The following is a 22,181-nucleotide window of genomic DNA, read 5'->3' as shown; positions in this document are numbered from 1 at the left end:
CTTCTTTTGGTGATTTTAATTATCGATGATATAAAAATACACACGATTGGCCATATGCGGGTTATAGTAAGAAATATTGATCTGCTCCCCTCTTAAAAAGGTGGCGAGTTGCTGCAATTCATTTACAGGACCTTTATGAAAAACAGGCGCGACATATCCATCGTTTTCACACGCCATAGACAATATTGCACGGACATCCTTCTCTCTAGGCAACGCATAACTAAAACATACTATTCTCTCTTCGTTATTTATACGTACACGTGGACGGACTCCTCCATGTCGCTTATACCTTAATTTATCATAGTCCATTCCGTGATACGGTATCTGCAACGCAACAGACTGTACCAAAGGTCGTCCACTCATGATACCCGGCGTCCAAGGCTTTTCACTCCGGATAAATTGTTGGAGCAACTGCCCGGCCTCCGAAGTATCTCCGCAAACTAGAGAGCCGTCTACTTCGACAACCATATACACGTAGCTATCAAGACCTACATTTTTATCCTCAAACTTATCGATCCTTTTCAAAGAGTCTAAAAAAACCGCCCACCGTTTCATGAAACGGGCCATTCCACCTCGCGGTTCTGTCATCACATGCATGGTATTAAAAACCAAAGCAGCACCAACGAGCGCCGAGCGGATAAAGATGGCGTTGGTATAGTTGTCAAAACGGATCGTTCCTTTGTATGAAGCCGCTGTTGTTCTAGGCAATACATTTACCTTACTGTCGATGCTAGCGCGCAATACAGAATCGAGAAAGAGTTGCGGGGCGTGGAAGACATATCCCATTTGTAAGGAATCGTACGATAGTGAGTAGGACACATCCAGGTCTCTGTAGGGCAGTGCCCGCAGTTCGTTTTTCAACAAATCGATATAAGCGGATTCAAAGTCCTGCCCCCTAACCAAACACGACGTACGCATGAGCAACAATAAAAAGAACGCTGGTAACAAAAATCTTTTCATATCTCTATGGTTCGATGAAGAAATATATTTCATAAAAAAAAGCCTGCTTTTCAACAGGCTTTCTATATAATCTATTTTGACATTACTTACGGCTATCTTTTGCCTCTATTCAGCTACGCCTGCGGTGCGTCCTGCTTTGTTTTTTCTTCCTTCGGAGGGCGCGGCAACAAAGCCTTACGCGAAAGCTTCATCTTACCTTGCTTATCTATATCCAGCAATTTTACTGTTACAAGGTCTCCTTCGTTGAACACACCGTCCATGCTCTCTAGACGTTTCCAATCGATCTCGGAAATGTGGAGCAACCCGTCTTTACCCGGAAGGATCTCGACAAACGCACCAAATGGCATAATCGATTTCACCTTACCTTCGTAAACTTCTCCAACCTCCGGTTTAGCTACGATAGCACGGATACGGGCAACAGCCGCATCGATAGAAGCCTTATTGTCGGCAAACACCTGAACAATACCCTTTCCATCTACTTCCTCGATAGAAATCGTTGATCCGGTTTCACGCTGCATTTCCTGTATGATTTTTCCACCAGGTCCGATGATAGCACCGATAAACTCTTTGTCGATCGTCATGGAGATAATGCGTGGAGCATGTGGCTTGTAATCTTCGCGAGGTGCAGCTATCGTTTTCTTCATCTCATTCAAGATATGTAAACGTGCTTCTTTCGCCTGATCCAATGCCTGTGTCAACACTTCCCATTTCAGACCATTGATTTTTAAGTCCATCTGACACGCGACAATACCATTCTCGGTTCCTGTCACTTTGAAGTCCATATCGCCCAGGTGATCTTCGTCGCCCAGAATATCCGAGAGGATCGCGTATTTGCCTGTTTTCTCATCAGTAATCAATCCCATCGCGATACCCGATACAGGTGCTTTAAGCTTAACCCCGGCATCTAATAGCGCCAGTGTACCTGCACATACGGTTGCCATCGACGAAGAACCGTTAGATTCCAGGATGTCGGACACCACGCGTATAGTGTAAGGGTTCTCGGTATCCGCAGGAAGCACCTGTTTCAACGAGCGCATAGCCAGGTTACCATGACCAACTTCACGCCGGCCCGGACCACGGTTTGGTCTTACCTCCCCTGTTGAAAATCCAGGGAAGTTATAATGAAGGATGAACTTGTTATATCCATGGATAAAGGCGCCATCGATCATCTGTTCATCATCTTTTGCCCCTAATGTTACCGATGTCAGGGATTGAGTCTCTCCACGCGTAAAGACCGCCGATCCATGTGCTGCCGGCAGGTAGTCTACTTCAGACCAGATAGGGCGTACGGTACGTACGTCACGTCCGTCAAGGCGGATGCCCTCATTTAAAATGAGATTACGTACGGCTTCGTACTGCACATCGTGGTAATATTTTTTTGCCAGGAACGCAGTCTCTTCATCGATCTCCTCTCCCAATGTAGCAAAAAACTCCTCGCCGATAGCCGCAAATTTGTCGGAACGCTCATGTTTAGTCGAGCCCGATTTAGCCACTGCATAAACCTTTTCGTAGGTCGCTGCAAATATCGCTTCGCGTAACGCCGGGTTTGAGGGCTCGTGGTTGAACTCGCGCTTCACAAGCGAACCAACTAAATTGGCGAGCTCTACCTGCGCCGCTACTTGCTTTTTAATAGCTTCATGGGCAAAAGCGATCGCTTCTACCATCTCGGCTTCAGAGATCTCTTTGGACTCCCCTTCAACCATAACGATGTCCTGGGCTGATCCTGCAACAATATATTCCAGTGTAGCTCTTTCAAGCTCCGACAGGCGAGGGTTGATAACAAGCTGCCCGTCGATCTTCGCTACACGCACTTCCGATATCGGACCGTTAAAAGGAATATCGGATACCGCCAAAGCAGCAGAAGCTGCCAGACCGGCCAATGCATCAGGCATAATATCTTTATCGGCAGAAATCAAGGAAATCATCACTTGGGTATCTGCATGATATGTTTCAGGGAATAACGGACGAAGCGCTCTGTCTACCAGACGTGAAATCAGAACTTCATAGTCCGACAATTTGGCTTCACGACGAAGAAACCCGCCGGGGATCCGTCCTGTAGCAGCATATTTTTCTTGATAATCTACGGATAAAGGAAGAAAATCTACACCAGCTTTGGCCTCTTTAGACGACACTACAGTAGCCAGCAACATGGTACTGCCTTGCTTTAATACGACGGAGCCATCAGCCTGCTTGGCTAGTTTTCCTGTTGATAATTCGATCGGAGCTAATCCGTTGCCCAAATCGATCGACACTTTCTTTTCGTTGTAACTCATTTGTTAATACATTTCGGCATACATTTCATCTTTCATTGTTGTATACCACTTTTTTATAGACCTTTAAAATTCACACAAAGGTAAATAAAATTTATACTTTCTGCTGCAGGTTATAAAAAAACTACGAAGATAAGATCACTCGGGTTTTCCGGAGGAGGAGCTTTTTATAGCTGTATATAACCGCTCCGCATCCATACCGAACGTGGCAAGAGATCGCCTGTAGTGCTATGTTCTTGAGCTGCGCCATGAAAGCGTGACCGACACAGGACCCACACTTCTTATCCCTTCCTTCGCCAGGTCAACACGCGACATAAAAAAAGCCGCTTACTTTCGCAAACGGCTTTTTATTTATTCTTCTAAAAGCTTATTTGATGATATCACGTAAACCTAATGCTTTGATGATCGCACGGTAACGGTTGATATCTTTTTTGTACAGATACGCTAATAATGAACGACGTTTACCAACTAACATCTGTAGTGAACGTTGTGTGTTAAAATCTTTTCTGTTCTTTTTCAAATGCTCTGTTAAGTGAGCAATTCTTTTAGTAAATAAAGCTACTTGTCCTTCTGCAGAACCTGTGTTTGTTGCTGAACCTGCAAATTCTGTGAAGATATCAGCTTTGTACTCTTTACTTAAATACATCTCTTGAATAATATTAAAGCGTTAAAAAATTTATTAATTGCGTGCAAAGATAGAAATTAAAACCGGAAAAATAAAATTAAATACGTGCATGCGTGTACGGGAGATTTCCGCGCATGGCCCGTCGTCTTCATTGCGGACAGGGGATTAGTAGTGAGTCGTTAGGCCTCCGATGCGTTAGACACGGCCTTGGATCGTTATAACAGCACAACGATATGCTTTATAGATTTCCGATTATAGGTATAGCTGATATGCAGGCGCCCTTTAGCATCCTGGATAACTGTCGGATAGCTGAACTCGCCCTTTTCTTCATCCTCGAGGTTCAGCACATCCGTCCAGCTTATCCCATCCGTTGAGGAGGCCAGCCGAAGCTTGGCCCTCCCTTCCCACCACTCCTTTCCTGGCAGATCCGGATTATATACAATGAAAAGGCGTCCGCCGACGCGTATAGCGTCTGTTCCCGAATTTGGGTTCACAAGGTCTGTTTTTTCGAGAGACGACCATGTTCTTCCACCGTCGGTGGACCATGCGGTGGCGACTACGCCCTCCTTACTCCGGCATAAGACCTGCAGACGTCCGTCAGCATGCTGGACGATACTTGGCTGTATCACGTTAAATAGGCTTGCGTGATCGACGGGATAAGCCTGCCACGTGTTCTGTCCATCGTCGCTACGCTCCACGTGTGCTATCCATCGATCCTCGCTCAGCTCCACGCTGGACGGGGAAAGCACAGTTCCATCCGCCAGTTGTATCGGGCGGTTTTTAATCGGACCTAGTATCCCGTCCGGCAACCTTTTTGCAACCGACCATGTCAACCCGCCGTCGTCGGACGTTTTAACCATTCCCCACCATTCTCTCGGATTCGGCCCCACTTTATAGTATAGGTAAATTTTATCGCTACCCCGCGGCCTAAACAAAACGGGATTCCAGCATGGAAACTGAGTCTCTGGAGTTACTTTCCCGTCGGCCCATACTTCGGGAGCCGTCCATCTTCCATCTACCTGCCGCGCACCCCAGACAACCACGTCGTTGCTACCCTCGTGTTTCCCCCCGAACCACGCGCTTAATAGCACACCTTCTGCCGTCTCTTCCAGCGTTGAAGCATGACACTGATCAAAAAACTTTCCTTCCTCAAAAATGAACTCCGTCTTTTGTACCCGGACCGATAGGTGCTGAGCACGTACAAACAGCGCGCCGCAGACCGCCAGACCAGTAATTGCGAATTTACTTAAGTACCCCATGACCTTACCTCCGTTCCAGCTGAATAACGGCAGCGTAGTTCAGCACCGCGTTCGGGTTCTGCACAGACAGCTTGTCGCCGTTTTTCGACCACCTTATCTTTCCCTTATGCCCCAATACTTTCACCTCCTTAACCTGAAAATCAGCCGGCACCGTGAAGGCAAAGGTAGCCGGAGCAGTATACGCATTCCCTTCGGCCAGATGGAAGACATTTAACACCTTACCGTCCTTGCTTCTTGTGTAATAGTAGTCCCCTTCATGGTATGGAGCCACCGCTCTCGTCGCAAATACGGCAGAACCATTGACGTCTATCCATGCAGATAGGTCGCGCAGGCGATCGTAAGCCGCCTGATCAAAATCGCCATTCGACCCCGGAGCGATGTTTAAGAGGTAGTTTCCACCTCGCGAGATGATCTTAACCAAAGTTTCCACGATCTTCTTCGCCGGTTTATAGTCGTCGCCGGGGACATACGAAAACGAATTGCCCATGGTGATGCAACTTTCCCAAGGAATGTCCAGCGGATGTTCCGGAACGGCCTGCTCCGGCGTGACATAGTTCTCCCAGTTACCGGGAACGGTTCGATCGACAACAATGATTCCCGGCTGGTTGCGCCGGGCCATGGCCCCTATCCGATCCATGTCGATATCCTGTTCCACCTTAATGGTACGCTGCCATTCCACGCTTTGATCGATCGTATGGAACGGTCTGACCCATCCCCCGTCCAACCAAAGAATATCAACCCTGCCATAGTTAGACGTCAGCTCATTAATCTGATTATACGTAAACTGCTTGTATTTTTCCCATCGCTCGGGGTACTTGACCGGATCGTAATTCACGTTTCGATCTTTCGGCGGAAAATAAGGCCACCAATAATACTCCGTGTGCCAATCCGGCTTTGAAAAATAAGCCCCTATTTTAAATCCTTCATTGCGGAAGGTCCGGAATATCTCTTTCGTCACATCAGCCTTCGGATGTTCGGAGAAGGGCGTATTGGGAGAGGTTATTTTGTAATCCGATTCCTTTGTATCAAACATAGCAAAGCCATCGTGGTGCTTCGTCGTAAAGACCACGTATTTCATTCCCGCTGCTTTTGCAGCATCAGCCCACTTTTGCGGGTTAAAATCGGTCGGGTTAAAGGTCTTTTGCAGATTTTCATAGTTTTTTACGTACTCGTAGTAAGTCTTGCCATGCTCTGCCCGGCGCTGTGTCCAGCCCTCATCCTCGGGACAAAGACTCCAGCTTTCTACAATTCCCCACTGGCTATAAGTCCCCCAGTGCATAAAAAGGCCGAACTTCAAATCCTGCCAGGCCTCCAGATTCTCAACAACCAGCGGATCGTTAGGTGGCTGATAGCCGGCCGAGACGTTGTGGGCTTGGGCGAAGGAAAAATAAGAATAGACAATGAGCAATGCAGTTAATATTGTTGTTTTCATGATTGGATTGTTCTCGTTTGAATTTACACATTTATAAAAGAAAAGCCACACTAGGTGGCTTTTCATATCGACGGATTCAAATTTTAATCAACGTCCCAAAATATCCTTGTATTTCGGGTATCTTTTGCACGCACCGCTTCATAGTTTTGCAGATTATTGGAGACCTCACTAGTCGGGTACAAAAAGCGCATAGGTGGCGTTGCATAGTTAGCTAGTCCGGCTCTTAATACAGTAATTTTCGGATAGCCGGTTCTCCTATATTCCGACCATGCATGCTGCGCTTGCAGAAAGCCATAATGGAGCCATTTCTGCGTTAGGATCAGTTCTAATTTTTCAGAAGTGTTACCGGCGAAACTAGCGGTGGAGTTATTTACAAAGTCATTAATTATTGCATCGTCAGGTTTTGTTTCCAACGGAAGACCAGAATTGTTCAGATTGTTCAAATAGTAATAAAATGTCACAGACTGTTTCAACGCTGCATCATAAGCTGCCTTTGCATCTACATTGCTGCCCCAACGCAGGTACGCTTCGGCCTTAGCAAAGTTTGTCTCCGATGCTGTGGCAACAATACCGGGAAGCTTCGCATTATCAAAAAACGTAGCTGAATCAAGAATCGCATACTTCTGATAATTGGTCGCAATTTCGGCTTCCGTGAATGTAATTGGCATAGCATTGTACTCCTTGTTCGGCGTAAAGACGTCTCCCTGTGTAACTCCGAACTTATCATAGAACACAGGGATACGTGGATCGTTTGCCGGCTTCATCGTTTTATTCAACATATAATCTGTCGCATAAAAGTTAGGACCTTCAATTAGTGCCTGTCTTAGAGACGCAGTATTTGTATTCAAGGGCTGCAATAAAATATCCGCAGTTCCGGGCGAATAATTTCCATTATTTCCACCGTCTACTAACGGGTATTCAGCAGGATTGCTTAACATCTCCATAACTTCTGCCCTTGCTTTACCCTCATCTACGTTGGAAATACGCATTAGCAAACGTAAACGTAGAGAATTCGCATATCTTCTCCACTTATCCACGTTACCGCTGTTAAGAATATCGAATTTTGCGAAGTCGCCCGTTGTTGATGCTGCGGCAAAAAACGAATTAATTTCTCTCAGACCTTCAATAAAGGAATAATATAATTCTTTCTGATCATCGAATTTGGCTTTAACAGCCTCGTTCGTAGCCGGTAGGCTCCCCGCTTCCGAAAAAGGAATATCGCCGTAATTATCGATAAGCTTCGACCCTTCATCGTACAGTACTACTTTGGCAGCTTCAAGAAAAATCCGCTCTTTACTCTTTTCTTCCTCTCCCAATTCCGCATATGCAGCTTCCATTTTGCGATAGAGACCCAATACACCCGGCGTATAGTATCCAGTCCAGTATGAGGAAGAATAGCCATCGTTAGGCTGGTACATCGTATTTGACGGGATAAATGAGGCTGTTTGTGTATAAATAGCATGATTAGATAAAATAAAAGTACGATAGTGATAATACGAGGGACGTACTCGGTCGTTGTTCAACAAGCTGGCAAAGAAACCGGGAATACTAGCCTCGGTCGTTTGATCCGGGTTGTTGAAAGCATCTTCTAACTCTGACTTACAACTTGTAAATCCCAGAATCGGAAGTATGATAAATAATAGAAAATATCTTTTTTTATTCATTACAAAATTCTTTAAAAATTAGCATTTAGTGAAATACCGTAGCTTCTGGTTGCTGCATTCGACCCGACGTCTACTCCTTGAGACCACCATTGATTTCCCACAGGAGACTCTGGATCTAAGTTTTTAAGCGTCCGGTAGAAATAAAAGAGATTTCTTCCCAAAAGTGACACACGTAAGTTATTGATTCGAAGTTTTGTCGTAACAGACGATGGGATACGATAGGAGATAGACATCTCGCGCATTTTGATATATGAATTATCATATACGGCACCTTTTTCTGACCAGGAATTAGCACCCCATGCAAATGTATTCATATAGTATTCCGCCGCACTTAAATGGACATCATTTTTCTCCCCAGTATTTTCATTAACACCATCTAACGTGACACCTGTTTCCCGATACTCTAGCGTGTTTTCCAGTTGTCCAGCGCTCATCGCATATTTTAAATTTTCGGAAACCATTTGTCCGCCAAAACGATAATCTACGGTAAAATCCAACATCCAATTTTTGTAGTTGAAAGTATTGGTTAAACCGCCAACTGCCCGCGGAAGGATGTTTCCAACATGTTTGTACTTCGTCTTGTCTATGACATAATAACCATCATCCGAAATCAGGTTATTTCCATCCGCATCTTTAGCGATATCGTATACATATATATTTCCCAGCCGTTTTCCTTCTTCAGCGACTACCTTAAGCGAATTCTCATCTGCACTATAGAACGTTAATTCAGTCCCTTCCTGGTTTAATTTTTCCACCATGGTATTATTGAAGGAATAATTGAGTCTTGCATTCCAGTTGAAATTCTCACGTTGTATCATTGTTCCTGAAAGAGACACCTCCAGGCCGTTATTGGCGATACGTCCGATGTTTGATAATTGCGTAATAGCTCCCTGAGATGGCGCCATGGTTAAGCTCAAAATTTGATTATTGATGTAATTGTCATAGTAACTTACATCCAATCCTAGCCGACTTTGCAGCAATTTAAGCTCTAAACCGAACTCCCATTCGTACTTCATTTCCGGCTTAAGTCCTAAATTCCCATAGTTGGTTGAATAAGACAATGCTGGCACCGACCCATTGATCGTCGCAAGAGAGGACTGGGAATTGGCAATATTTCCGGCAAAGATTGGTGCATCATTACCTACAATGCCGTAGGAGGCTCTTAACTTACCGAAGTTAAAGTTCGAAGATTGCAACCCGAATGCTTCGCTAAAAATAAAACTTCCACTCACCGAACCGTACTTGTAATTATTATTCAATGGAGGTAGAGTCGACGAATACTCCGATCTATAGGTACCGTCTAGGTAAGCAAATCCTTTATAACCTATGTTTGCCATCCCGAAGTACGCGTACTTCATCATTTTCTTACGCGCGTTCGTTGTCGTAGCTTGCGCATAGGTATTATTCAAGCTAAACCAATTTTCCTTAACCAACCCTCCTACTGTTGTCGATGATTGATCGTTGTAGTTTTCTTCTCTAGACTGAAAACCAGCACTCACACTATAATCCCAATCTGTATTGATCTTATTCGCATATGTCAGCAACAAATCACCGTACAGGATGGAGTAAACGCCTTTCGACGTTTCAAAACCGCCAGAACTTTCAGAAACCGAGTTGTATCGGGTAGCCCATTCGTTGAAACGTTCATAGGTACTGGAGGCGCTTGTTAAGTCATTCCCAATCCGCCCTCTGAATTTCAAATTTTTAACTACATCCCAATTTAAGGTAGCACTCGTCAATAACCGATTTTCCGTCTCGTCGTAGTTGTTCTTATACTGGGACCAAAAATAATTCAGTAAATTGGTCGGACGGATAGTATAAATAAAGTCTTCTTCGCGACCGGTTCCGAAGGTAGAAAACTTATATCCATCGGATGTCCGGTATTTGTTTTTGAGAACCGACATGTCCTCCGTACGGCTAAAGAAGCCATCGAATGAGCCTAACACCTGTCCTAACAGTTGCGATCGGTTATGCGTGTTCGTATTAATATAATTCGCAACGACATCCAGAGATACCTTATCATGGAGTTTAACCGAACTGTTTAGATTAAACGTATTCCTATTTTGCTTCGATCCAGGGCTGGTGCTTTTATAGTCCATACGCGTGCCACTTAAACGATAGTTCACCTGGTCCGTCTGGTTAGAAATTGCGAAGTTGATATTCGAATTATACCCTAAATCGAACACGTCCCTATAGTTATTTTCACGTGCTTCGTAAGTGCGTATAGATCCATCCCACCAGCGCACTTCTTCTCCGGTAAACTTTGGACCGAAGTTACCATACGCTCGGAAATAAGGTCGTCTGCCGGAGGGAGAATTCGCATCTAGGATCCAACCTTCTTCCGTCGCACCATTCGCAACGTTGGTCGCAGCATCATATCCCGGGCCGTATATATTTTGGAAACGAGGCAAGAACGCTGCTCTTTCCAACGATCCGTTATAATTAAAGTCTATTCCTAGTCCACGGCTTTTAGAGCCTTTCTTGGTGGTGATAACGATAACCCCGCTCGCTGCATCCGAACCGTATAATGCGCTGGCTGCCGAACCTTTCAAAATCGATAAACTTTCAATATCGGCCGGATTAATATCCAGCATACCGTTACCACGGATGCGTTGGTCATCCCAATAGTTATTGTTATTTGCGCCACTAGCACCATATTGCTGGTCGTTACGAATGATAACTCCATCCACAACATATAACGGTTGGCGCTGGTAGTTCAGGGAATTGATCCCCCGAATTTGCACATTCACGGCGCTCGAAGCACCGCCCGGTGCTGTGGTGATTTTCACCCCAGAGGCCTTACCATATAAAGCGGAACCGAAGTTGGTGTTTCCCGCTTTAGTGATTTCTTCGGCCTTGATATTGCTCACTGCGTATCCTAATGCCTTCGTTTCGCGTTTGATACCCATCGCCGTCACCACGACCTCGTCTAATGCTCCTGCATCTTCCTTTAATACAACATCAAGACGGCTACCCGATGCTGTTAACTCTTGACTGAGGTAACCGACCATAGAAAATCGGATTTTTTCGCCTTGGTCGACCTGAATGGAATAATTACCCTCCGCATCTGTCTGCGTGCCCTTTGACGTCCCCGGCACACCGACAGTAACCCCGGGCAGAGGTCCGTTGGCGTCCGTCACCTTACCGGTAACTGCTTGCTGTGCAAATAGCGTCGTGATGCTGAAAAGCATCAACAACGTTAAACCGCAACAGTGTTTGTAAAACTTGTTCATAGTTGTTGTAGTTTGATTTGTTTGTGTTGAAATTGATACATATTTGATTGTTGTACCGCGATACAAGCGGTTGAAATTGTTTGCACGTCTGCGAAGTCGGAGACCTGAACATCGGTTAGTTTCCCCAGTCGGGGGATACAATATTCCTGAATAGCAGAATGAATAGTAGGTAAAAGTCCGGAACCGAAAGCCGCACCGTTACCGCTGATTATAATTTTCTCGGGATTCATAATATGAATCAGGGTGGAAAGGCCCTTTCCGAGCATATGGCTTATTTTCCGTACAGCTTTTATGACCACCTGATCTCCACTCTCAAAAGCATCCACTAAATCCGCCAGATTCAGTGCACCTTTGTTCTCCAACACAGCTCCCAAACTGGAAGGTTCACCCTGCTCCAGGTATTCGTACACGTAGGACAAAGCAGAGGACAGAGAAGCTTCAACTTCCAGACATCCCTTTTTTCCACAGGAACATAGCTGGCGTGCATCGGCCAACGGAATATGGCTAAACTCGCCGGCGTAGCCTGCATGCCCTTTATAGAGTTTATCGTGAATGATTATACCGAGTCCCACTCCCCAGTTTAGATTGACGACCAACACGTCTTCACTTCCTTTCGCCGCCCCCAATTTATGCTCGGCGATGGCAATCGCACTGGAATCATTGGCAATCTGAACCGTATGCCCGAGAGCGTCCTGAATTCGTTTCCGCACATCGTACCAAGGAGAATTTACCGGAAAAGACAGATTAACTCCTAGTTCTTTATCGACAAATCCGGGCATTGTTAAGCCGATGATCAAGGGTTCTTCACCACTTAATTCGTTCAGCATCTTCTTTACCCCGGCTATCACAAGATCAAGCGTATCTTTACTACCGTAGATATCTGTCCTTATTGTCCTCGGAAATACAACATATCGGTTTTTGTAGTCCAGCACGGCAAGGGTCGTAAAGCGCTGATCCACGGCAATGGTGGCGATACGAGGTAGCCTGCCTGTGTTCACGGCGTACTTCATAGCCCTACGCCCCCCGGTAGACGCCGCAAAACCACTTTCCATAAGCGTTTCGCCGTGAACAAGTTTCCCTACCTCCTCAGTAACTTTCGGGATGCTTTTCCCCGTGAGAGCGCTGAGTTCCGACACGGACAAACATTCGAAAAAGTAAAGCTGTTTTATAATTTGATCAGCTAGATCCATCTTTTTATCAATTTCAGGTGGCGTGCATTTAGATAGCCGGCCGTGAAATTAAAAAAAGTTTATAAAAACACGAAACTTATTAAAAATTTTAACAAGTAAAATGAACTTACGACAAAAAAGAAATATCTATCGTTTGCTTGAAAAATATTTGAAGTAGAAGGCCACATAAATCCACCTGTCAACGAGAGGCTTGCAGGAATAAGCCGCTCATAACGGCTTGAGTGCGTTTTGCCCTTAGTACTTGGGCCCGAATGTCGAGCCCAAGTACTTTTTTGCCACACAACGGGCGTCGGATAAAAGAGACAGCAATTTACAAGGTATGGTGAGTTATGTGGACCTGCTATAAATTGAAAAAAACGAGTTGTCAGTAAAATCCGAGGGGAGTCCAGGTTCAAACTGTTTATCATAAAGGTTTATTGAAAAAATAACTCTTTCCACTTGAACGATCTCGATATCAACTTGCAGCCTACGATTTTCGGGGTACAGTTCTAGCCTTCGACCAAGCTAGTATAATCTCGTAGGTCTGATCTTAAATAGCTCTGTAATCCGCATTAGCTAAAATCACCTAATATTTAATTGTATAAACTCAAGAACCTTCCGTCTATTGTGGAAAAACTTGCTGGTCTACTCCCCAGCTCCGAGGTCAATACACGGCTTGCGATCAACGGAAGGCCGTCGTCCCCTGATTTCCGTTAAAGCTAGCTGACAATCTTATGATACGCGATGGCTAGCGATTTGATCTTTTTCTTTGTATTTAGTCAATTCCGTCTCACCCGCTTTTACCCACGGCATCTGCTGCACGGCAGTACAAGAGGAAGCCAAAAGCTGAACATCAGGGATATCGGATATCTCAATTGTCGTTTGCTTTGCTAGCCGCGGAATACAGTATTCCTGAATAGATGACTGGATCTGAGGCAAAAGGACATCCCCAAAGGCCGCTCCTCGCCCACTCACTACAATTTTTTCGGGGTTCATGATATGAATCAAAGTAGCTATGCCTTTGCCTAACATATGTCCTATCTTTTTTAATGCCCTAATCGTGAGCTGATCGCCCTTTTCGTAAGCGGCTAGTAATAGCGGGAAGGCTACATCATGGCTGTCCTGAAAGGCGTCTTCTAAAGATGACCGTTCGCCGGCGGCCAACGCCTCCCGGATGTCTTCGAATACGCATAAAAGAGAGGCTTCAACCTCCAGACAGCCCTTTTTCCCGCAAGAGCAAAGTTTGTTTTCGTTAGCTAGCGGAATATGACTGAACTCTCCTGCGAATCCGCTGTGACCACTGAACAGTCGGTTGTTAATAATCATACCCAGCCCTACGCCCCAATTCAAGTTGATGACGAGTGCATCCTCGGTATCGCGGGCGGCTCCAAAGTGTTTCTCGGCAATAGCAATTGCTGAGGAATCATTTTCCAGATAAGCCGGGATCCCGAAAGTAGCTTCAATCGTCTCTTGAAGTGAATGTAAAGGCGAAGTCGACGGATACGAACTGTTGATCCCTGTAGACGGATCAACAAAGCCAGGGATGGTGATACCTATAGCGAGCACATCTCTACCGTCTAGCTGCGAGTAGACCCGGCCAATAGCATCCCGAATCGCTATAAATGCAACGTCATCATTCTGCAAGTTACAGGACACGTTGGCAGTGACAGCGAGAGACTCGTTTAAAATGTTGTAAGCACATATTCTTGCTGAGTGTTGATCTATCGCGACAGCTATGACGCAACCGTGTGCGCTGGTGTCCAACATATAATCCATAGCCCGTCTTCCGCCCGTCGATGCCCGTCGCCCGCTTTCTTTTATCATACCATCTTCCAACAGTTCATTAACATTCTGAGTGACTAGTGGAATGCTCTTCCCGATACTAGAGCTTAGTTCGGCAATTGACTGCACATTAGCAAAATATAGGCTTTTTAATATAGCTGATTTTAGGTTGTTCACGATTTATCAGTTAGTGATGTTGGTCATACAAACTTAAAAGAAACCAAATTAACTTCCAACAACGTTTTTGAAATTTACGCCATTTAACAGGTTGTTTTTTTAAAATCCGCACCACAAATACGATATATTTATTAGCTTCGTGTTTTTCGCGGAAAATAAACAAATAAGCAACAAGCCGCAACTACCATAGAAATGAAACAACGCTATTATTCGCTCGACGTATTCCGTGGAGCTACTGTCGCTTTAATGATCATGGTCAATAATCCCGGATCGTGGAGCCACATGTTTGCTCCTTTAAAACACGCCCCTTGGCACGGGTGTACTCCCACTGATCTGGTGTTTCCGTTTTTTCTCTTTGCTGTTGGAAATGCCATGGCATTTGTTATTCCTCGCCTACAGGAAAGCGGAAGCAGCGCGTTCTTTAAAAAGGTGATAAAAAGAACAATCCTCATATTCGCCATAGGCCTATTTCTGAATTGGTGGCCGTTTGTACAATGGGTGGGCGATAGTCTTGCATTCCGGGAATGGGTGAGCACGGAAAGCCCGGAAAAAGGGGTTAGGCTATTCGGAGTACTTCAGCGGATCGCCGTCGCTTATTTCTTTGCGTCCATACTGGCCTTTTACTGTAAACCCCGCACCCTTATTTATATATCGACACTGACACTCCTCTGCTACTGGGGACTTACGGCGACCTTAGGAACGGGGGATCCGTATAGCCTGGAAGGGTGGTTCGGCACGAATATCGATAAGGCGGTCCTTGGTGTCGCTCACATGTATAAAGGAGAAGGTGTGCCATTCGATCCTGAAGGGTTGGCAAGTACACTGCCGGCAATTGTGCAGGTCGTTTTCGGCTATTTAGCGGGAGAATTCATTAAAAGGCGGGGTGAGGTCGACTGGCTCTGGTCGGGTACCAACGGCGGGGAAACGCATTTTAAGCTCATAGCGGGCTTGTTAGTTACCGGGTTTGTGCTTCTGCTGCTGGGGTGGATCTGGTCCCTGGGCTTTCCCATCAATAAAAAGATCTGGACAAGTTCTTATGTACTATATACTACGGGACTCGGTATACTGACTATCGGCAGCATGATCTGGTATATTGAAGTTCGGGGAGTAAAGAATATGCTAACCCGGTTCTTCGACGTGTTCGGGAAAAACCCATTATTCATCTTTGTACTTAGCGGACTCCTGCCTCGTTTTATCAACCTCTTCCGTATAGCCGACGGCGAGGCCTCCGATGGTTCTGCAAGCTATACCAATGCTTTGCAGTGGTTTTATAAAAATGTCTGCGCTCAGATGCCCGGCCCGCCGGAGGTAGGTTCGTTTGCTTATTCATTATGCTTTCTTCTCCTCATGTGGATTATCTGCTATTGGCTTGATAAACAGAAAATATACATTAGAGTATAAACGGATCGTTATTGTACCGATTCAGCCGATGACACGTGGGCGCTTTATAAACCCCAAGTCTGTGGAGGCTACGGCAACGATACCCAAACATCTACAGGTGCTCCCGCTATTACCTTACTGCTGATCTACGGCAGAGGTACAAATGACTGTAACGCTGACGTAGATCTCCTGTACCTCCGTAGTACCTTCCCGGAACCTTTTCAGAACCTTTTTAGAACCCTCCTAGAACACCCCCGGAACACTCGCGGTACCTTTTTAGCTTACGCAACCGTTGCGTAAAAAGTACTTCATCTGTACTTAGGAAGTACTTAAAACCTACTGAAGCCATACCGGGCCGTAGACTGACATATCTATCATTTTTTCTGCGGTGCTGTTCTAGGCCCTTCGAGGGCTCCTCAACATACATCCGTTTGACGACGATCAAACTTCAAAATCCTTTGTCAATACCAAACGCCCTTCCAGGACGATATTATCCGAGGCGGGACCGATCAACAATTTAAACGTTCCTTTCTCGGTCTTCCATTTCCGGTCAACTCCCCAGAGTTTCAAGTCGTCCTTGGTCAGTTCAAAAACAAACTCCTCGCGTTGTCCACTTTTGATCGTACGGCGTTCAAATCTTTTCAGCTGCTTCACCGGGGTAACCACGCTGCTCACCTCGTCAACGACATATAGCTGCGCCACTTCGTCGCCATCGCGATCGCCGTTATTAGTTACGGTAAACCGTACCGTAGCACGGAAATCGTCTACCTCCTCTCTCAGTTCCACACGCAAATCAGCGTAGCGGAATGTCGAGTAACTTAAGCCGTAGCCAAATGCATAAAGAGGTTTAGCATCCATCTCCACATAATCGTGGTGTTTAGGCTTGTCGTGGTTATAGTGCACAGGGAGTTGCCCCACCGATTTGGGTACAGACACGGGCAGACGTCCTGCCGGGTTGTAATCTCCGAAAAGAACGTCGGCAATAGCGAGCCCACCTTGCTGTCCGGGGTACCATGCATTGACAATGGCAGGAATATGCCGAGCGGCCCAGTTGAGATTTAACGGACGCCCCATAATAGTCACCAGCACGATTGGTTTACCTGTAGCGTACAACCGATGAAGAAGCTGCGGCTGGTCGCCCAATAGGTCCAAGGTGGCGCGGTCGAACCCTTCGCCACTTTCCATATCGCTTACGGCCTTCGCGCCACTGTCAACCGTGGCCGCTCCAGTCGCCTGATAGGAGGTCTTAAAATCGCGCGCACTGGATCCACCTAAAACAACGATAGCCACATCGGCTTCCGCTGCCGCACGTACAGCCGCCTCTATATCCGTAGCCGACGTATCGCGGATGGCACAGCCCTTGACATAGTCTACCCTTGTTCCCTTCGATACCGTGGCACGCACGCCTTCTAATACCGTCACAACCTTATCGTCCGGCTGAGGTGCCGTATAGTCGCCAAGCTGGTTATACATATTGTCAGCATTGGGACCGATCACGGCAATCCGCTTTAACTTCTTGCTCAGTGGCAAAACGTTATCATCGTTTTTTAATAAAATAATAGACTCGCGGGCGACCCGTCTTGCCAATGCCGCATGTTCCGGCGTCCCTACTTTATCCGAAACCGCTTTTTCGTCGACGTAGGGATTTTCGAACAGTCCCAAAGCAAATTTCTGATAAAGTAGGCGGCTAACAGCTCTGTCTAACGTCTGCATATCGACCGCACCGTCCTTCACTGCCTGAAGGAGGTTCCGTCCATAGCCGGATCCGCTTAAGTCCACGTCCAGTCCTGCTTCTATACTCTGCGTTGCAGCATCCACGGCGTCGGCCGCAGTACTATGGCTACCATTTAAGCCCGAGATACTCAGCAGGTCTGACACCACAAAGCCGCCAAACCCCCATTGTTTGCGCAGCACGTCGTTCAGCAGCCAGCTATTGGACGAACAGGGGATCCCATCTATGGAATTGTAGGCCGTCATGACCGAACCAGCACCTGCCTTTACCGCCTGTTCAAAAGGTGGTAGAAAATTTTGCAACAACGACCGCTCCCCTACGCTCACGCTTCCGCCATTATGTCCTCCTTCTGGCACTGCGTAGGCTACAAAGTGCTTCAACGTGGAAATAATCTTATCTTCGCCTCCGACCTTATCTCCCTGGAAACCGGACACCATCGCCCGGCCCATCTGACCAACAAGATAGGGATCTTCTCCATACGTTTCCTCCGTGCGCGACCAGCGCGGATCTCTGGCGAGATCCAACACGGGGCCATATCCATTCTTTCCGCCCACGGCGTACGTTTCCCGCGCAATAGCAGCGGCCATCTGCCTGATCAGGTCGGGATTCCAGGTACTCGCCTGTCCGATCGCTGTAGGAAACACGGTAGCGCCGATAGCCATGTGTCCATGCGGCGCCTCCTCGGAAAGCAGCAGCGGAATGCCGAGACGCGTACTGTCGACCATATAACGCTGTATGGCGTTTGTCGCTTTCGCAGCCTGCCGCGGAGACAACCCGGTCTCCAGGGTTTTCTGTGTCCATGGGTCAGCTCTCAATGTCGCCCACAACAAACCTATATGCTCCTTCTTAACAGCTTTCTTTAATTTTTCACTGACCCGTACGGCTTCGCCATCTTTTTCATACATCTCCCAGCCTAACATCTTGGACAGCTGCCCCACTTTTTCTTCCACCGTCATCCGACCGACAAGATCGTTGACCCGGTCTTCAATAGGCAGGCGGCTGTTTTTATAAGGCAGGGTCTGTGCACGAAGCCCCGTTCCCAAACAGAGGAGTCCGCCAAACACAATATATTTTAACTTCATTGTCTATAACTCTTTAGTTTCTTACTATACCTGGTACCCTTCGACAGGCTCTTACCCTTCTATCCTTCGACTACGCGCAGGATGACAACTCCATTACGCTCACCCTTCGACTACGCTCAGGGTGACAACTCGATAAAACTGCTTTTGTCATCGTGAGCACTTCGACAAGCTCACCCTTCGACAAGCTCAGGGTGACAGCTCCAATACGCGCACGATCACAGCTCGATAAACTGCTTTTGTCATGGTGAGCGTAGTCGAACCACGGCAAAAGAACACATTACTTCCCATCATCCAAATTTCGAAGATAATTTTTATAATGGCTTTCATTTTTACATGTTGACAACTTCTTCATCTCATCCCAGTTTTCTCGCATCAGTGCCTCTTTCTTTTTTCTGCTCCAACCTTTGATTTGCTTTTCAAATGCAATGGCCTCGTTTACATCGTTAAAGATTCCAACATACATCAATTCGACAGGTCGTCTTCTGTACGTGTAGCATTCCTTGTTTATACCTTCTTGGTGTTCCCACAGTCTTCGATCAATATCATTAGTAACACCTGTGTAATACGAAGCGTCTTTACATTTTAGGATATAAACGTAATATTCTTTCATTATTTACTTTTATTTGAGTTGTCTATCCTTCGACTACGCTCAGGATGACAACTCCATTACGCGCAGGATGACAACTCCAATACGCTCACCCTTCGACTACGCTCACCCTTCGACTACGCTCAGGGTGACAGCTCCAATACGCGCACGATCACAGCTCGATAAACTACTTTTGTCATGGTGAGCGCTTCGACAAGCTCAGGGTGACAGCCTCAACACATGTCATGGTGAGCGTAGTCGAACCACGGCCGGAACCGCTACTGTGCCGAAACCGGTCTGACGTCTTTCGCAACACCGAACGTCGCCGACGGTACGGGACCCATATAAAACTCCAGCTTCCCTCCCCGTACAATGTCTTCATAGGCAATATAAGATTTATCGTATGCCTTTCCGTCCAGTGTTACTTTTTGGATGTACTTGTTCGTCTCACTATTGTCATGAGCAATTACGGTGAAATTCCTCCCTTCTCCCAGATCCAGCACGGCCTTATCAAACAACGGGCTTCCGAAGACAAAAGGCCCACCGGCGGGCGCCACCTGATAAAAACCCATTGCGGACATAACATACCACGCCGACATCTGCCCAACGTCCTCATTTCCGGAAAGTCCATCCGCCTTATCGGTATACAGTGTGGCCAACGTCTGCCGCACGCGTTCGGCAGCTTTCCAAGGCTGTCCTGCATAGGGGTACATATAGATCACGTGGTGGCTGGGCTCGTTCCCATGGGCATATTGACCGATCAGACCGCTGATATCCGGCGACGCTTCCTCGCCAAGATCTCCTTCTACCACGAACAAGGAATCTAGCTTGGTAAGGAATTGCTCATCCCCACCGAAAAGATCGATAAAACCGTTAACATTGTGTGGCACGAGCCAGGTGTACTGCCATGCGTTACCTTCAGTGTAGTCGTTCGCCAGATGTGCTGAGTGGAAAGGATCGAAAGGCCCGGCTCTGAAGTTACCTTCCGAATCGACCCCCCTGAGGAACTGCAGATCTTTATCAAAGTAGTGCCTGAACGCCTGGCTTCGGTTTAGGAAGTACCTGTAGTCTTCCTCCTCGCCGCGCAGCTTGGCTACCTGCGCGAGACTCCAGTCGGCAATGGCGAATTCCAATCCTTTAGCCACGGACTCCACTTTTTCTTTGTCAAACGGCACATATCCGTATTCTTTATACCACCGGAGACCTCTATCGTCTTTCATCGCCGACTGCTTCATGGCTTCGTAGGCGAGATCCTTATCAAAACCATCTATCCCTTTGAGATAGGCGTCGGCTACGACGATAATCCCCGGATTGCCAACCATACAATCGGTTTCGTTGCCTACCAGATGCCATACGGGAAGTTTTCCCTGCTCTTTATAAATCCGCAGCATCGTATTGACCATGTCAGGCACGCGCTCCCGGTGGATGATGCTCATCAGGGGATGTGCTGCGCGGTAGGTATCCCAAAGCGAAAAGGTCGTATAGTTGTTTCCTGTCTCCAGGCGATGGGGCTCGAAATCCGCGCCCATGTAATCTCCGTTCACGTCGTCAAATAAAGAAGGAGCGATCATCGTATGATAAAGCGCCGTATAAAAAATTTTGCGCGCGACCGTATCTTTCGTTTCTATTTTGACTTTCTGTAACTGTTCATTCCAGGCAGCGTCGGCCGTCTGTCTTGCCGCTTCAAAATCCCAGCCTGACGCTTCTTTCTCCATGTTCAGCTTGGCATTGGCGACGCTGACGGGCGAAATAGCCACCTTCACGAAAATATCCTGGGGCTGCTTGCTATCGCGGAAAATCAGTTCAGCATAAGCGCGGGGCGCGGTTATTGAGCGTCCTTCTTTTACCGATGTACTGTCTGCCAGACGAAATTCAGCAACCGGTTGCGAGAACTTGGCCGTGAAATAGATCTTTTGGTTTTTAGCCCAACCCATGGAATAACGGTATCCCGAAACGACGCTATCATTTTCAATCGTTATCTGTCCTTCCTTTTCACCTTCCCAACCGATACCGGCATCCAGGTTGATCAAAATCTTGGGCGCCGTGCCCTCGGGATAAGAATAGTGGTGCAGGCCGACCCTGGCTGTCGATGTAAGTTCTGCATGTACGTCAAAACGGTCCAGGTGGACGGCATAATACCCGGGCTCTACTCTTTCTGTATCTCTGCGGAACAGCGAATAGGCTCCGCTGGACGGATCTCCGGCTACGCCGCGATCAAAACGTACATCGCCCGTAAACGGTAAGAAAATGATGTCTCCTAAGTCTCCAATTCCTGTACCGCTTAGGTGCTGATGTGCAAATCCCATAATGGTCGAGTCTGAGATATGGTAACCAGAAACCCAATCCCAGCCTGTCGAGATATTCGACGGCCCCAGCTGAACCGCACCGTATGGAACGTTCGCCCCGACGAACACATGGCCATGCCCTCCTGTACCAATATATGGATCCACATAGCCGGTCAGCGAATCTGTCTTTTGAATACCCGAGCCAACGCTACATGCGCCAAAAACTGCCAAAACACTCCCCATCAGCGTTAGCCTGGCTAGCATACTTTTGAAATTCATCATATTTAATCTTGCTTGAAGCCAAATCGGTTTTCACGTCGTCTGGCATACGTTTTTTTAAACGTGCTAAAAATAACGTTTTAGCTTTACTAAAAATGTAATATAGCTGTCTTTTTACAAAAAAGGGCGTTTCACACGGACAAAATACCAATCTACCTTTTTTGCAAATAAGTGATAAAGAGGTCGACGACAACGGGCCTGTCCCGAAATCTGGCGGGCCCCGTGATAAAAGCCTTGAAAAGCAGGCAACCGCCCATTAATCTGAA

Annotated in this window: 13 protein-coding genes; 1 reads left to right on the top strand and 12 read right to left on the bottom strand. The window is 46.8% G+C overall.

What is annotated here, in order from left to right:
* Positions 1-15 precede the first annotated feature (15 nt).
* From BC792_RS00865 to BC792_RS00825, 9 genes are all read right to left on the bottom strand, one after another.
* Positions 16-960, bottom strand: a complete 945-nt coding sequence (locus tag BC792_RS00865) for a hypothetical protein (RefSeq protein ID WP_148907089.1) — start codon at positions 958-960, stop codon at positions 16-18.
* Between the two features lie 113 nt (positions 961-1,073).
* Positions 1,074-3,233 carry a polyribonucleotide nucleotidyltransferase gene (gene pnp / locus BC792_RS00860; RefSeq protein WP_148907088.1) on the bottom strand — a complete coding sequence of 720 codons (2,160 nt, stop codon included), beginning with the start codon at positions 3,231-3,233 and terminating at the stop codon, positions 1,074-1,076.
* A 364-nt stretch (positions 3,234-3,597) separates the two neighbouring features.
* Positions 3,598-3,876 (bottom strand): 30S ribosomal protein S15, encoded by a 279-nt coding sequence (gene rpsO / locus BC792_RS00855; RefSeq protein ID WP_148907087.1) that lies wholly within the window; start codon positions 3,874-3,876, stop codon positions 3,598-3,600.
* Between the two features lie 194 nt (positions 3,877-4,070).
* Positions 4,071-5,114: a sialidase family protein gene (locus BC792_RS00850; protein WP_148907086.1), complete on the bottom strand. Its 1,044-nt coding sequence runs from the start codon at positions 5,112-5,114 to the stop codon at positions 4,071-4,073.
* Positions 5,115-5,118: 4 nt separating this feature from the next.
* Complete coding sequence (locus BC792_RS00845; RefSeq protein ID WP_148907085.1) at positions 5,119-6,546, bottom strand: alpha-L-fucosidase; 1,428 nt, start codon at positions 6,544-6,546, stop codon at positions 5,119-5,121.
* Between the two features lie 83 nt (positions 6,547-6,629).
* Complete coding sequence (locus BC792_RS00840) at positions 6,630-8,210, bottom strand: SusD/RagB family nutrient-binding outer membrane lipoprotein (RefSeq protein ID WP_148907084.1); 1,581 nt, start codon at positions 8,208-8,210, stop codon at positions 6,630-6,632.
* 11 nt (positions 8,211-8,221) lie between these two features.
* Complete coding sequence (locus tag BC792_RS00835) at positions 8,222-11,443, bottom strand: SusC/RagA family TonB-linked outer membrane protein (protein WP_148907083.1); 3,222 nt, start codon at positions 11,441-11,443, stop codon at positions 8,222-8,224.
* Positions 11,440-12,633 (bottom strand): ROK family protein, encoded by a 1,194-nt coding sequence (locus tag BC792_RS00830; protein WP_148907082.1) that lies wholly within the window; start codon positions 12,631-12,633, stop codon positions 11,440-11,442. The genes BC792_RS00835 and BC792_RS00830 overlap by 4 nt, the downstream gene beginning before the upstream one ends.
* A gap of 711 nt (positions 12,634-13,344) precedes the next feature.
* Positions 13,345-14,571: an ROK family protein gene (locus BC792_RS00825; protein WP_148907081.1), complete on the bottom strand. Its 1,227-nt coding sequence runs from the start codon at positions 14,569-14,571 to the stop codon at positions 13,345-13,347.
* A 192-nt stretch (positions 14,572-14,763) separates the two neighbouring features.
* Here BC792_RS00825 and BC792_RS00820 point away from each other — a divergent pair, with 192 nt between their 5' ends.
* Positions 14,764-15,972 (top strand): acyltransferase family protein, encoded by a 1,209-nt coding sequence (locus BC792_RS00820; RefSeq protein WP_148907080.1) that lies wholly within the window; start codon positions 14,764-14,766, stop codon positions 15,970-15,972.
* A 420-nt stretch (positions 15,973-16,392) separates the two neighbouring features.
* Here BC792_RS00820 and BC792_RS00815 read toward each other — a convergent pair whose 3' ends face one another.
* The 3 genes from BC792_RS00815 to BC792_RS00805 all read right to left on the bottom strand — a co-directional run bounded on the left by BC792_RS00815 (position 16,393) and on the right by BC792_RS00805 (position 21,918).
* A complete protein-coding gene (locus BC792_RS00815) occupies positions 16,393-18,765 on the bottom strand; it encodes a glycoside hydrolase family 3 N-terminal domain-containing protein (protein WP_148907079.1) in 2,373 nt (790 codons plus the stop codon).
* 277 nt (positions 18,766-19,042) lie between these two features.
* Positions 19,043-19,375 carry a GIY-YIG nuclease family protein gene (locus BC792_RS00810; RefSeq protein ID WP_148907078.1) on the bottom strand — a complete coding sequence of 111 codons (333 nt, stop codon included), beginning with the start codon at positions 19,373-19,375 and terminating at the stop codon, positions 19,043-19,045.
* Between the two features lie 254 nt (positions 19,376-19,629).
* A complete protein-coding gene (locus BC792_RS00805; RefSeq protein ID WP_148907077.1) occupies positions 19,630-21,918 on the bottom strand; it encodes a GH92 family glycosyl hydrolase in 2,289 nt (762 codons plus the stop codon).
* Positions 21,919-22,181: the final 263 nt, after the last annotated feature.

Source organism: Sphingobacterium allocomposti, from assembly GCF_008124885.1.
Lineage (GTDB): Bacteria > Bacteroidota > Bacteroidia > Sphingobacteriales > Sphingobacteriaceae > Sphingobacterium > Sphingobacterium allocomposti.
This window is presented reverse-complemented; position numbering and strand designations above follow the sequence as displayed.